The sequence below is a fragment of the Corynebacterium sp. UMB4614 genome (genome assembly GCF_030217065.1).
Classification (GTDB): Bacteria; Actinomycetota; Actinomycetes; order Mycobacteriales; family Mycobacteriaceae; genus Corynebacterium.
Map to the genome: position 1 here is coordinate 86943 of NZ_JASONC010000004.1, position 13432 is coordinate 100374.

Consider the following 13432-nt stretch of genomic DNA (forward strand, 5'->3'; position numbering starts at 1 on the left):
CAAGTAGAGTCGGACGGGTGAGTACTAATAATGAGACGCAAGAACTAGGCCGCTTCGGCGACCGCGGGGACGGACACTCGAAGTTCATTTACCCCGCGAAGATCGACGACGGCACCGGCATGGCAACGCTCGAGGCCTTTGAGGTCTCTGCGACAAACCTCAAGGCCGCGCGCGGCATGCTCTCCCAGGTGCTGGACGGGCGCAGCTCGATCCTTCCGGTCCCCGCCGCCGACTCCCCGGACGCGGGTGCCAGCGAAGAGCTGAAGAAGGTCATGCGGGCAGGCGAGCCGGTCGAGGCCGGCACCCTCGTGGCCACCACCTCCGGGTCCACGGGCACCCCGAAGGGCGCGCTACTCTCCGCCGCGAACCTGCGCTCCTCCGCCCGCGCCACCGAGCAGGTGCTGCGCAAGAAGCTGAAGGTGGAGCCGGGCCCGTGGCTGCTGGCGCTGCCGGCCCACCACATCGCGGGCCTGCAGGTGATTCTGCGTGGCATGATGGCCGGTTTCACCCCGGTCGCGACCACCGCGCTGATCGAGGGCACGGGCTTTAGCGTGTCCGGTTTCGCAGCCGACGCCGCCGCGCTGAAGAAGCGCTTCCCGCACGAGGATCTGCACACCTCGCTGGTCCCACCACAGGTGCACTCCCTGCTGGAGTCCGAGGAAGGTATCGAGGCGCTGAAGCTCTTCGGCGCGGTCCTCATCGGTGGTGCGGCGCTGGGCGATAAGGCCCGCGGCCAGCTGGACGAGGCGGGTGTGAACTACGTCCTCACCTACGGTTCCAGCGAGACCAGCGGGGGGATGGTCTACGACGGCCAGGCGCTGCCGGGCGCGACCGTGCGCATCGAGGACGCGGACGCCAACGGCGCCGGCCGCATCGTCCTGGAAGGCCCGATGGTCGCCCGCGGTTACCGCAATAAGGACGAGGACTGCTTCCCCGAGCTCGGGGTGTACCGCACCAGCGACATCGGCGCCCTGGACGGGGACACGCTGCGGGTGCTGGGCCGCGCCGACGGCGCGATCAACACCGGTGGCGTGAAGGTGCTTCCCGAGCAGTCGGAGAACGCCACCCGCTCCCACGCGGTCGTGGACGGCGAGGCAGTCTCCGAGGTCTGTGTTTCTGGTGTTTCCGACGAGCACTGGGGCGAGGCCGTGGTCGCCGTGCTGCGCACCGCTGGTGCTGAAGCTTCCGGCGAGCCGGTGGAGGTCACCGACGCCGTGCGCTCCTCCATGCGGGAGGCCGGTTGCGCGGATTACCTCATCCCGCGCCGCGCATTCGCTGTCGCGGAGCTGCCGAAGACCGGCCCGGGCAAGCTGGATCGTATCGCGATCGCGGAGCTCGCCCGCCAGGCCGTCGCCGCGAACTAGCGGTTTTCCGTCACCACCCGCAGCGCGGAGACTGCCGCGCCGTCCGTCTCCTGCAGCATCAGCGGGTCGGTGCGCGGCATGGGGGAAATCGTCATATCCGCGCGCATGTCCTGCAGCGGGATGCCGACCATGTGCACCCGCGGATCAACCTGCCCGTCCTCGTGAATCAAGCGGCTCGTCGCCAGCTCGACCTCCGGGGCGCGGGAGGTAGAGCCATCACCTCGCAGCCAGGTGCGCATGCGGCCGGCATCCTTGAGTTGCTGGCTCAGCGGATCGGCGGTGCTGCGCACGTCCGGCTTGTGCAGCCACGCATCCACCAGGGTGCGGGACTCCACTGGCTCCTCCCGGGTCACCGGGGAGGTCATGACGAACGCGGGTGTTTCGGGGTCGATCACCATCGTCGGGTGCGCGCCCAGGAAGCGAACGTAACCGGCGTCCACCAGGCACAGCAGCTCGGCGGTGCGGAAGGCCGGCGGCCCGGAGCCCACCATCTGGCCCACACGCTTGAGCTCCGCATAGGCACCCCGGCGGGACTCGGTGGTGAACCGGCTGGGCTCGTCCACGACGGCAGCGGGCTTGCGGGCCGAGCCGATGACCTGCAGGCCCATCTTCACCGCCGAATCGCGAGCGGACTGTGCCTCGGCGAGGTCCGCGGCCAAGCCATCGGCAATGCGCGCGGTGAGCTCGTCGATGCTCTGGCCCGCCTCCCCGGCCTGCTCCGCGAAACGCGCGACGGGGTCTGCGTGATACGGCAGGTTGAAGCGGTTTTCCTTGAGCACCAGACCGTCCAGGCGGGCGTCCTCGTGCAGCCGCCACGGGTCGGTGTCCGGGTCGTCGATGATCTCACCGACCTTCTTTAGGACGTCAGGTTCGGCCGCCAGCAGGACCCGGTAGTAGGCCCCTTGTGCGTCCCGCAGGATCGCCGGCCACAGGGTCTCGCCGAAGTCCAGGCTGTTCGCCGGGATCTGTGCGAGATCCAGCTCCGCGACGGCGGCCTTGAAGCGGGGCAACCAGGCCGCTGGCGGCAGGGAGCCGAAGACCGGCTTCGGCTGATACGGGTAGCCGTGGTGGGAGGAGACCACAAGCTTCGGCTCGCGGCCCGAAGGCTCGTAGTGCAGACCCGAGCGGGCCTCGGCGTCCGGGATAAAGCGCCCACCGCGGTCGATGGTGAGCATGGCCATGAGGTCGAAGAAGCCCATGCCCAGGCCGCGGACCAGCACCTCCTCCTGGGATTCTTCCCAGGAGGGGATCTGGCTGATCTGCTGGTCGGCGGGATTGCCGGGGCGAACCCAGGTGAGGGCTGGGTGCATATCCACGGCGGATGCGGTGAAGCTCTCCATCGCATCGGGGGTGGTGTCGGCCCAGCCGATGGCCAGCACGGTGGCGTCCGCGAGGATCGTGGTGCCGTTGTCCAGAGTGATGCGGTCGCGGGCTGATTGGCCTTCGGCGTCGCCGTTCCCGGCGCCTGCCCCGGTTGCGGAGCCCGCCGGCACCTCCTCGATCTCGGTGGCGCGGGCGAGGTGCTGATGCACTGAAATCCCCTCCGGGAGCAAGCCCAGCACCACGCTGAACACCCAGCGCAGGTACTCGCCGTAGAGCGCACGGCTGGGGTGCGATTCGGGCCGGGTATCGGCGATCTCCGCGGCGTATTCCGCCAGGGACCACCCCGTACCCACGGTGGGGGCGGATTCTCCGGTCCCTGCCGTCCCGTCCGACAGGCGCTCCGCAGCCTGGGCTCCATCGTTATTCGAGGTCAGCGAGGCGTGTTCGCCCCCGACGCTCAGTGGGAGGCGAGTGAACAGATCTGTCTTTTTTCCGCGCGGATCCCGCTCCGACCCGAGCTCTTCGCCGCGAATGAGCATGATCCACTCGTGCATGGTCGGCCCCTCCAGCACGGGCGCGGTGACGGTAGCTCCGGGCTCGGTGAAGAGGGTGACCGCATCGGCCAGAGTGTTCATGCACAGGGTCTTGGTCTGGTCGGTGCGCCAGACTTTCCCCTCCCCCGGCCGCACCTCGTCAACCACGTGAATATCCAGGTGATTGGGGGTTTTACTCGGATCGAGCTGGCGGTAATCGGCGGCGAGGCGCTCCAGGATGGAAATACCTCGCGGGCCACCTCCGATGATCGCGATGGTGGGCGTTGAATCGGTCATGGTCCTTGGGCTGGTCATGCAGGCCATCTTATCGTGCAGGTTTTTCCGTGGTACCCTTGCCCTCACCCCTTATAGACAGATCTGTTCATTTTTATCCATAGGAGGGAATACTTATGTCCCCCGGCTTGCCCCGCACCGAGGGCACGTCCAGGCGCCGTACCCGGCGCCCCATCAGATCGGTGATCACCCTGCTCACCGCCGTCGTCCTCGGTGTTGGCGGACTCACCGCCTGCAGCAATGCAGGTGGTTCCGAGGAGAACCCCGCCGAGCTGACCTACCTCGACTCCCTCCCCTTCAACAACCTCTACCCACCGACCGCGGGCTTCTACCCCAACGGCGGCGTGGTTAACAACATCACCGACCGGCTGCTGTGGCAGGACCCGGACACCCTCGAGCTCCACCCGTGGATCGCCACCGACCTGCCGGAGGTCAACGAGGACGCCACCGAGTTCACCTTCCACCTGCGCGACGGGGTCACCTACTCCGACGGCACCCCGCTGGACGCGGAGAACGTCGTCAAGAACTTCGACCTCTTCGGCCTCGGGAACACGGAGAACAAGCTCACCGCCTCCGAACAGATCAGCTCCTACGAGCGCGGCGAGGTCATCGACGATTCCACCGTCCGCTTTCACTTCAGCGAGCCCGAACCCGGCTTCCCACAGGCCGCCAGCTCCATCAACGCCGGGCTGCTGGCCAACTCCTCCCTGGAGATGACCGACGAGGGCTTCGCCCCAGGTTCGGCCCGCAAGGTCATTGGCTCCGGCCCCTTCGTCATCACCGGCGAGAAGCGCAACCGCGAACTGACCTTGAGCGCCCGGGAGGACTACGACTGGGCCCCACCGGTCTTCGCCGAGCGGGGACTGAACACCGGGCGCCCGGAGCTGGACACCGTGCGCGTCGTTGTCGCCAAGGAGGACAGCGTCCGCGTCGGTGGGCTGAAGGCCGGGCAGGCGGACATCGCCCGCCAGATCGAAGCCCCGGAGGAAAAGCACCTCTCCAAGGCCGGAATCAACATCCACGCAGCACCGACCAGTGGCGTGAATAACGGCCTGGCCTTCCGCTTCCGCCACCCGCTGCTGCAGGACATCCGGGTGCGCCAGGCGATCATCGCCGGCGTGGACCGCGAGAAGATCCTGCGCACCCTGTTCTCCGACTCCTACCCGCTGGCCACCTCCACCCTCGCCCACACCGCGCAGGGCTACGAGGAGCAGAAGGGCGCCTACGAGTTCAACCCGGATAAGGCCCGCCAGCTCCTCGACGAGGCCGGCTGGACCGTCGGTAGGGACGGCATCCGCACCAAGGACGGCAAGCGCCTGCGCCTCGTCGTCAACGACGCCCCACAGCAACCCCGCACCCGGGAGGTCGTCACGATGCTGCAGCAACAACTGCGTGCCGTCGGCATCGACGCGCAGCTGCACCCCGGCGACGTCGCCGCCCAAAAGGCAGCCCAGACGGACGAAAACCAGGTGCAGCTCAACCTCACGATGGTGGGCCGCGCCGACTACGACGTCATTAAAAGCCAGTACTACTCCGAGAACCGGAACGCGCTGCTGAACATGCACCCCGACGAGTCCATCGGCGACGAGAGACTCCAGCAGCTCCTGCTCGACGTCGCCCAGTCGCCCACCGAGGCAGAGCGTGCCAAGGCCTCCAAGGCGGTGCAGAAGCACCTGACCGATAACGCCTACGTCCTGCCCTTCTTCGAGGAACCGCAGGTCTTCGGCGTGCACCCACACGTCCACGGCTTTCGCGCCGAGAGCATCGGCCGACCCTGGTTCTACCTGACCCGAAAGGAGGCCCAGCCATGACCGGCCGCCAGATCCTCGCCCGCATCGGCCAGGCGATCCTCGTGCTGTGGGCCACCTTCACCCTCGCATTCATCCTGCTCACCGCACTTCCTGGGGACGCCGTGGCCACCCGCTACGCCGACCCCGAGCTCGGGCTCTCCCCGGCGCAGATCCAGCAGATGCGCGATGTGTACGGCGCCGACGAGCCCATCCTCGTGCGCTACATCAACTCCCTGACCGGGGCGCTGCGCGGGGACTTCGGTAACTCCCTAATGAACGGCGAGTCCGTGACCAGCGCCCTGGGCGCTGCCCTGCCAAACACGCTGGCGCTGGCGTTCGTGGCCTTCGTGCTCGCCAGCCTGATCGCCCTGGCCCTGGCCACGCTCGCCGCCCCGGGCCGCAACAACCGTGTCAGCCGCTGGCTGGCCAATGCCCTGGCGAGCGTCCCCTCCCTGCTGATCGCACTGCCCCCGTTCTGGCTGGGCATCATCCTGATCCAGGTGTTCAGCTTCACGCTGGGGTGGATCCCCGTCATCGACGCCTCCCCGACCCAGTCGATCATCCTGCCCGCCATCGCCATCGCCCTGCCGCTGTCCGCGCCGATGGCCCAGGTGTTGCTCCGCGGGATTCAGGACGCCTCGGCCCAGCCCTTCGTCACCGTGGTGCGGGCCCGTGGGGCCAGCCACCACTGGGTGCTGTGGCGCAACGTCCTGCGCAACGCGATGCTTCCCGCACTGACCATCGCCGGGCTGACCTTCGGTGAGCTCATCGGCGGCGCTGTGGTCACCGAGGCCGTGTTCAGCCGCGCTGGCATCGGCGCGATGACCGTGGACGCCGTATCTAACCGCGATACCCCGGTGCTCATGGCCGTCGTCGTCATCAGCGCCGCGGTCTACGTGCTGGTCAACCTGGCCGTCGATCTGCTGTACCCGGTGCTCGACCCCCGGCTGCGCAGCCGGAGCGCACAACCCGCCACCACGAATGGGAGGGGCTAAACCATGACAACCACACTGACCTCTAAGTCCCCACTGCGCTCCCGGCTAACCGGTCGCAACCTTCCCCGCCCGCGGAAGGCGAGTTGGGGCGCGGTCGTCTCCGGGCTCATCGTTGTCATCGCACTGGCCTGGGCACTCGTGCCGGGGCTGTTCGCCTCGGGCGACCCCGTGAACTCCGGTAGCACCGCCCCACTGCTGCCGCCCAGCACCGAGCACTGGTTCGGCACCGACGCCGTCGGCCGCGACCTCTACACCCGCGTGGTGTGGGGCACCCGGCAGTCCCTGCTCGGGGCGCTCGTCGCGGTTCTGCTCGGCATGATCATCGGCACCCTGCTGGGTGTCATCGCCGGGTCTTCCCGCGCCCGGCGCGGCTCCAGCACAGGGGGTAAGGGCAGCTGGGTGGACACGCTGATCATGCGCATCGTGGACGTTCTGCTCGCCATCCCGGCCCTGCTGCTTAGCCTCTCGGTGATCATCGTGCTGGGTTACGGCTCGATCAACGCGGCCATCGCCGTGGGTATCACCAACGTCGCGATGTTCGCCCGGCTCGCCCGCTCCGAGGTGCTGGGCGTGGCGTCCTCCGATTATGTCGAGGCCGCCTACGCCTCCGGCGGCACCCGTGCCTCCGTGCTGTGGCGGCACGTCCTGCCGAACTCGCTGACCCCGGTGCTCGCGCTGGCGGCCCTCCAGTTCGGCAGCGCCATCCTGCAGCTGTCCACCCTGAGCTTCCTGGGCTACGGTGCTCCGCCACCGACGCCCGAGTGGGGCCTGATCATCGCCGAGGGCCGGGACTTCATCGCCACGTCCTGGTGGCTGACCGTCCTTCCGGGCCTGGCCATCGTCCTCGTCGTCCTGGCGACCAACCACCTCAGCACCGTCCTCCGCGACCGGGAAGGAGCCCGCTCATGACCACCCCATTGCTGAAGGTCACCGACCTCGCGGTCACGTACAACTCCGCCCACGGCCCCGTGCACGCGGTGACGGATGTGTCCTTCTCCGTCGCCCCCGGTCGGGTCACCGCCATCGTGGGAGAATCCGGTTCCGGAAAATCCACCTCCGCCATGGCGACGATGGGGTTGCTGCCTGCCAACGCGGCGGCGTCCGGAAAAATCGAGCTCAATGGGCAGGACCTAAACCGCATCACGCAGCAGCAGTGGCGCGACGTCCGCGGCCTGAAGATCGGGCTCATCCCGCAGGACCCCGGAACCTCGCTGAACCCCGTGAAGACCATCGGCGACTCGGTGGGCGAGGTGCTGCGCATCCACCGCCAGGCGCTGGGTAATCCCAGCACACAGGAGCGCCGCGCAACCGTCATCGAGCTCCTGGACGCCGTGGGCATCGATCAGCCCGAGCTGCGCTATGACCAGTATCCGCACGAGCTCTCCGGCGGCATGCGGCAGCGCGCCCTCATCGCCGCCGCGCTGGCTACCGAACCGGACCTCATCATCGCCGACGAGCCCACCAGCGCCCTGGACGTCACGGTGCAGCAGACGATCCTGGACCTCATCGACCAGCTGCGGGAGGACCGCGGCATCGGCGTGTTGCTCATCACGCACGACCTCGCCGTGGCCAGCGACCGGGCCGACGAACTGGTGGTAATGCAGTCCGGCCAGGTCAAGGAGGCCGGGCTCACCGGCCGCATCCTCGGCGATCCGCGGCACCCCTACACCCGCCGACTGCTCGATGACGCCCCTGGGCTGACGAGCCCGGTGCATCAGCCGGCGCGGGCCCGGAAGCATGCGGGAGCCAGCACCCCTGGGACCGCTGGCCCCGAGACCGGTGCTCCCGGCAGCGAGGTGGAGCCCGAGGGCAAGAGCCCCGCCACCCGCGCGGCACGCGGCTCCAAGGAGCCCACTCCCCCGCTGCTGCGCGTCAGCTCGATGAGCAAGCGGTTCCACCCCGCCCGCAGCCAAGAGGCATTCACCGCCGTCGACGGTGTGAGCTTCTCCGTCGCCCGCGGCACCACGCACGCGATCGTCGGGCAATCGGGTTCCGGCAAATCCACCCTCGCCCGCATGATCTGTGCCTTCGAGGAACCCAGCGCGGGCACCGCCTACCTCGAGGGGGCTGCCATCAGCGAGCTCGCGGAGAAGGATCCGCGCCAGCTGCGCCGCAGGGTGCAGATGGTCTACCAGAACCCCTATGGTTCGCTCGACCCGCGCCAGTCCATCGGTTCGGCGATCGCCGAGCCGCTGCGAAACCTCAGCTCGCTCTCACGGACCCAGATCCGCACGAAGGTCGCCGAGGTGCTGGACCAGGTCAGCCTGCCCGAGGCGTTGGCCAACCGGCGTGCCGGGGAGCTCTCCGGCGGGCAACGCCAGCGCGTGGCCATCGCCCGCGCGATGGTCCTGGAACCGGAGCTATTGGTTCTCGACGAGGCCGTGTCCGCGCTGGACGTCACCGTCCAGGCCCGCATCCTGGAACTGCTCGACGAGCTGCAGGAGGAGCTGGACCTGACCTACCTGTTCATCTCCCACGACCTCGCCGTCGTCCGGGAGATCAGCGACACGGTCAGCGTGATGAGCAAGGGCCGCCAGGTCGAGCTGGGCTTCACCGAGGAGATCTTCAACGATCCGCAGCACGACTTCACCCGTCAGCTGCTGCGGGCCATCCCGGGCCAGCGTTACCGCGAGGGCGTGTTCAACCTGGGGCTTTAGGGTCGCGAACGCTGGCGCTCCCCTCCGTGCGCCCCGTCCACCTGCCACAGCGGATCCGCCCCGCGCCCTAGCGGGACATTGCGATCCGCAGCGCGGAGCGGGCGGCGGCGTCCGTCTCCTGGAAGATCACCGGGTCCTCCCCCACCTTCGGGGAGTTCGTCATGTCAGCCCGCACCTCCCGCAGCGGCACGCCCAGCATGTGCACCCGCGGATCGCGCTGACCCGACTGGCCAATAAGCAGGCCCGTCTCCCGATTCACCTCCGGGGAACCAGACGAGGAGCCATCGCCCCAAGCCCAGGCACGCATCCGGGACTCTGCCAGCAACTGCCTGCTCAGCGGGCAGGCCGTGTGCCGCACATCCGGGTCGTGGATCAGCGCCTCGATCAGCACAGGCGCGCACACCTCCTCCCCCGTCGTCGCGGAACTAACCCGGAACGCCGGGGCCTCCTCGTCCACGGTGAGCTCCGGTTTTGCGCCAAGGAAGCGCACCAGCCCGGCGTCGATGAGCGCGAGCAGCTCGGCGGTGCGGAAGGCCGGCGGGCCCACGCTCACCATCTGGGCGATGCTGCCGAAGAGCGCGTATTCCTCCTCGCGGGAGGCCTGCGTGAACCGCCCCGGCTCGTCGACCAGGGCGATCCGCTTCATCGCCGCCCCGAAGCTGAATAGCCCCATCTTCACCGGGGATTCCTCGCCGCGCTGCGCCTCCCGCCAGTCGCCGAGGAGGTGTTCGAACAGGCTCCGGGTAAAGGAGTCGATGCTCAGCTCCTCGCCCGCTGCCTCCGCCTTGTCCTCAAGACGAGCGACCGGGTCGTTCTCCCAGGGGATGTTGAATCGCTTTTCCGGGTCCACCAGCCCGTCCAGGCGGGTGTCCTCGTGCATGTTCAGCGGGTCGGTGGCCGGGTCGTCGATGACCTCGGTGACCTTCGTCAGGACGTCAGGTTCGGCCGCCAGCAGAACCCGGTAGTAGGCATCTTGTGCGTCGCGCAGCAGTGCTGGCCACAGCGTGTCCCCGAAGTCCAGGCTATTGGGGTCCAGCGGAATATCGAGCTGGGCGATCGCCTCGTCCAGGCGGCGCAGCTCCGCGCGCGGCGGCATTCCCGAGAACTCCGGGCGGGGCTGATGCGGGTAGCCACGGCCCGCCATAGCCAGGATCCGCGGTTCCCGCCCGGAAGGTTGGTAGCGCAATCCCGCTGGCGCGGTGGCGTCCGGTATGAAGGCCCCGCCACGGCCGAGCGTGAGCATGGACATGGCGTCGAAAAATCCCATGCCCAAGCCCCGGATCAGGATCTCCTGGCCGGACTCCTCCCAGCTGGGGATGGCAGAGAAGTCCTGATCAGCCGGGTTATTCGGCGCAACCCACTCCAGCTGCTCGTGTTTGTCTGCAGCTACCGCGAGTTCCTGCTCCTCCGGGGCCAGCTCCGTATCCAACCAGCCCAGGGCGAGCACCGTCGCGTGCGCATGCAGGCGGGTGCCGTCCGCGAGTTCGATGGTGTCCGTGCCGTCTGCCGCTGCTTCGATGCCCACCGCCTTCGAGCGGTGCACCGTCACCTCGATGGCCTCGGGTACCATGCCCAGCACCGCGGAGAAGACCCAACGCAGGTACTCGCCGTACAGGCCCCGCGGCGGGTGCGTATTCGGTTCGGCCTGCTGGATGTTCTGCGCCCGGTGGTCCAGGGGCTGGACCGGGTGGCGGGAAAACAGCGCTGCCTTCGCCCCACGCGGGTCGCGCTGCTCCCCCAGCTCCTCGCCGCGAAGCAGCATGATCCACTCGTACATGGTCGGGCCTTCGAAAACCGGGGATGCCACGCTGGAGCCCGGCTCCGGGAACAAGGTCACCGCGTCGGCCAGCGTGTTCATGCACAGGTCGAAGTTCTGGTCAGTGCGCCAGATGCGTCCCGCACCGGGCTGGACGTCGTCCACCACGGCCACGGCCAGGCGCTCGGGTGCCGCCCCCTGCTCCGCCAGCTCCCGGTAGGTGGCCACAATCCGCTCCAGCACGGAAATTCCGCGCGGCCCGGCCCCGATGATCGCGATCCTGCGCTCAATACTGCTCATGGCCCCACCCTACGGATGATCCCGATCACGGCGAGGCAGCGCCATACTAAGCGAGATAATAAAAGCCCTGGCCACACGGGCCAGGGCTATGAGGAAACGGAGTACAGAGTTTTAACGGGGGCGACGCTCGCAGCCGACGCCGTCGTTGTCACGGTCAAGGTGGGAAGCGTAGCCCGCCTCGCCGCGGCGGATCGGGCGGCCCAAGTCGTTCCATACTGCACGGCAGTTCTGGTAGTAGCGGGACTGTGCCGGACGCGGCGCAGGTTTCGGCGCAGTTCGCTTCGGCGCTGGCTTTGGGGCAGCGCGCTGTGGTACCGGCTTCGGCTTTGCCGCCTGCTTCGGGGCCTGTTTAGCGGCTGGCTTCGCAGCCGGCTTTGGGGCAGGCTTCGGCGCCGGTGCCGGGCCCGGGATGATGCCAGGCAGCGGGTTGGGCACCATGCCAGCCTGGATCGCCCACAGGCCGCCGCCGATAACCGCAGCGATGGCCGCGATGCTGCCGATGACGATGCCCGCGATCGCGCCCTTGGAGAGCCCTTCCTTCTCCTCATCCTCGGAGGAGGATCCCCCGGACCCGGTGGTGGTGTCGTCGGTGTTGCCCTGGCTCGAGGAGGAGCCGAACAGACCGGACTGGCCCTCGGTGTTGTTAGTGTTCGTCGAGTCTTCATTGGCTTGAATGAGAGCCGCAGGCGAAGCAGGAGCCGCCTGGGCGACTGGGGTGAGGCCGCCGGTCAGCACGGCAAGCGCCGCTGCCAGCGAAATGACAGTTTTTCTCATGGCATAACAATCACCCATTTGTATTTGGGACACAACTTACCCGTGGAAAACCTCTCCCCGAGGGCCTTTTCACCTACCCCCGTCACCCCCTTTCCCACCGTAAAGGGCGAAATAACCACCGATTCCCCCCCACGTCACGCGCCCGTCCCGCGTGCTGAAGCAGCCCCGACATAGCCCCCGCGCCCAAGCGAGTAGAGTAAACAGTTTGCATCCGCCCCCTGCCCGAAGGAAGGTTTTTCACCGCGTATGTCTGCCACCAACACCGCCACCGCCGCCGATTGGCTCGAGGGCGCCCGCCCGCACACCTGGGCTAACGCCATCGCCCCGGTGCTGGCCGGAACAGCAGCCGCGGTGACCACCGGCGGGGCGTCCTTCCCGCGGGCGCTACTCGCCCTCGTTGTCGCGCTCGCGCTGATCATCGGCGTGAACTACGCGAACGACTACTCCGACGGCATCCGCGGCACCGACGACGACCGCTCCGGTCCCCTGCGCCTCACCGGCTCCGGCCTGGTGGAGCCGAAGCTCGTGAAGTACGCCGCCTTCGCCTGCTTCGGCGTGGCCGGGGTCGCCGGAATCCTACTCAGCCTGCTGAGCGCCTGGTGGCTGATCCTCGTCGGCGCGGCCTGCATCGCCGGCGCCTGGTTCTACACCGGCGGTGAAAACCCCTATGGCTACCGGGGTCTGGGCGAGGTCGCGGTGTTCATCTTCTTCGGCCTGGTCGCGGTGCTGGGCACGGAGTTCACGCAGTCCGGGCAGATCACCTGGCGCGGGCTTGGCCTGGCTGTGACGATCGGCGCGCTCTCCTCGTCCGTGAACCTAGCCAATAACCTCCGTGACATCCCCACCGACTCGGTCACCGGCAAGATCACCCTCGCCGTGCGCCTGGGGGACGCGGGCACCCGCGCGCTGTGGCTGAGCCTGGTCGGCGGTTCCGTGGTGCTCACCATCGCGCTGGCACTCGGTCAGCTCGCTGCCCTGCTGGGCCTGCTGGCAGTGCCGCTGTGGGTGCTGGCCTCCGGGCCGGTGCGCAAGGGCGCGCAGGGCAAGGGCCTGATCCCGGTACTGGGGCTCACCGGCCGCGGCATGTTGCTGTGGTCGGTGATGATGCTGGTCGCAGCGTTTATCTAACCATCTAGTTCACGCCGACGCTGCTCCCCCGCTGCGCACTCACCTGCGCAGCTCCAGCCGTAGCACATGTCCCTCGGCCGCCCCCGCTGATTCTCGCCGCTCTAGTCGTGCAGACGGTCCTGCAGCTGCTCCTGCAGCTGGCGCTTATGCTCGCGCCGCGCGGAATCCCACTCCGCCATCTGCGCGGTCACGCGCAGCCGCAGATTCTTAAACATCATCATGGACAGCGGCAGCGCGAGGATGAGCGCCAGCAGCGCGCTCATCAGCAGCGGGAAGAAGTTCGCCATCCCCAGCAGGATCACGATCGAGTGGATCACGAACGTCAGCACCAGGAACAGCACCAGCCGCAGGAATCCGTATAGCAAAACATCCCGCCAGGCCTTCGCGCCGAGCTTCGGCTTCTGCCCGGGTGGCCCCGGCAGCGCTGGTTCAACCTGGGATGGGTCTTGCGGATTCTGCTTATTAGTCACGCCGTCCAGCCTACGGTCACTGCTTCGCTGGGCACCAATTGCGCTTTA

10 protein-coding genes are annotated in these 13432 nt (G+C 68.0%); 6 read left to right on the forward strand and 4 right to left on the reverse strand.

Translation table 11 applies throughout. The features are described 5' to 3' along the window. Positions 1-17: 17 nt before the first annotated feature. Positions 18-1364 (forward strand): AMP-binding protein, encoded by a 1347-nt coding sequence (locus QP413_RS03105; protein ID WP_284780556.1) that lies wholly within the window; start codon positions 18-20, stop codon positions 1362-1364. Here the strand turns inward: QP413_RS03105 and QP413_RS03110 are convergent. Continuing rightward, positions 1361-3517, reverse strand: coding sequence for an FAD/NAD(P)-binding protein (locus tag QP413_RS03110; protein ID WP_284780558.1), 2157 nt, complete (start codon positions 3515-3517; stop codon positions 1361-1363). The two genes, QP413_RS03105 and QP413_RS03110, sit on opposite strands and share 4 nt — an antisense overlap. 113 nt (positions 3518-3630) lie before the next feature. Here QP413_RS03110 and QP413_RS03115 point away from each other — a divergent pair, with 113 nt between their 5' ends. From QP413_RS03115 to QP413_RS03130, 4 genes are read left to right on the forward strand one after another with little or no spacing between them, the layout of a single operon-like run. Beyond that, positions 3631-5325 (forward strand): TIGR04028 family ABC transporter substrate-binding protein, encoded by a 1695-nt coding sequence (locus tag QP413_RS03115; protein ID WP_284780561.1) that lies wholly within the window; start codon positions 3631-3633, stop codon positions 5323-5325. Further along, on the forward strand, positions 5322-6299 hold the full coding sequence (locus QP413_RS03120; protein WP_284780562.1) for an ABC transporter permease: 978 nt from the start codon (positions 5322-5324) through the stop codon (positions 6297-6299). The genes QP413_RS03115 and QP413_RS03120 overlap by 4 nt, the downstream gene beginning before the upstream one ends. A 3-nt stretch (positions 6300-6302) precedes the next feature. Then, positions 6303-7208, forward strand: coding sequence for an ABC transporter permease (locus tag QP413_RS03125; protein ID WP_284780563.1), 906 nt, complete (start codon positions 6303-6305; stop codon positions 7206-7208). Continuing rightward, a complete protein-coding gene (locus QP413_RS03130) occupies positions 7205-8956 on the forward strand; it encodes an ABC transporter ATP-binding protein (RefSeq protein ID WP_284780564.1) in 1752 nt (583 codons plus the stop codon). The genes QP413_RS03125 and QP413_RS03130 overlap by 4 nt, the downstream gene beginning before the upstream one ends. Positions 8957-9023: 67 nt before the next feature. Here the strand turns inward: QP413_RS03130 and QP413_RS03135 are convergent, their stop codons facing one another. After that, positions 9024-11012, reverse strand: a complete 1989-nt coding sequence (locus QP413_RS03135) for an FAD/NAD(P)-binding protein (RefSeq protein ID WP_284780565.1) — start codon at positions 11010-11012, stop codon at positions 9024-9026. A 111-nt stretch (positions 11013-11123) separates the two neighbouring features. Then, on the reverse strand, positions 11124-11786 hold the full coding sequence (locus QP413_RS03140) for an excalibur calcium-binding domain-containing protein (protein ID WP_148811588.1): 663 nt from the start codon (positions 11784-11786) through the stop codon (positions 11124-11126). Positions 11787-12032: 246 nt separating this feature from the next. Between QP413_RS03140 and QP413_RS03145 the strand changes: the two genes are divergently transcribed. Then, on the forward strand, positions 12033-12914 hold the full coding sequence (locus QP413_RS03145) for a 1,4-dihydroxy-2-naphthoate polyprenyltransferase (protein WP_284780567.1): 882 nt from the start codon (positions 12033-12035) through the stop codon (positions 12912-12914). 101 nt (positions 12915-13015) lie between these two features. Here QP413_RS03145 and QP413_RS03150 read toward each other — a convergent pair whose 3' ends face one another. Beyond that, positions 13016-13384 (reverse strand): DUF4229 domain-containing protein, encoded by a 369-nt coding sequence (locus QP413_RS03150; protein WP_284780568.1) that lies wholly within the window; start codon positions 13382-13384, stop codon positions 13016-13018. Between the last annotated feature and the right edge of the window lie 48 nt (positions 13385-13432).

Excerpts from the sequence above, each read along its gene's own strand:
- QP413_RS03110 (WP_284780558.1), bottom strand. The coding sequence starts at position 3,517 with ATGACCGATTCAACGCCCACCATCGCGATCATCGGAGGTGGCCCGCGA.
- QP413_RS03115 (WP_284780561.1), top strand. The coding sequence starts at position 3,631 with ATGTCCCCCGGCTTGCCCCGCACCGAGGGCACGTCCAGGCGCCGTACC.
- QP413_RS03120 (WP_284780562.1), top strand. The coding sequence starts at position 5,322 with ATGACCGGCCGCCAGATCCTCGCCCGCATCGGCCAGGCGATCCTCGTG.
- QP413_RS03125 (WP_284780563.1), top strand. The coding sequence starts at position 6,303 with ATGACAACCACACTGACCTCTAAGTCCCCACTGCGCTCCCGGCTAACC.
- QP413_RS03130 (WP_284780564.1), top strand. The coding sequence starts at position 7,205 with ATGACCACCCCATTGCTGAAGGTCACCGACCTCGCGGTCACGTACAAC.
- QP413_RS03135 (WP_284780565.1), bottom strand. The coding sequence starts at position 11,012 with ATGAGCAGTATTGAGCGCAGGATCGCGATCATCGGGGCCGGGCCGCGC.
- QP413_RS03140 (WP_148811588.1), bottom strand. The coding sequence starts at position 11,786 with ATGAGAAAAACTGTCATTTCGCTGGCAGCGGCGCTTGCCGTGCTGACC.
- QP413_RS03145 (WP_284780567.1), top strand. The coding sequence starts at position 12,033 with ATGTCTGCCACCAACACCGCCACCGCCGCCGATTGGCTCGAGGGCGCC.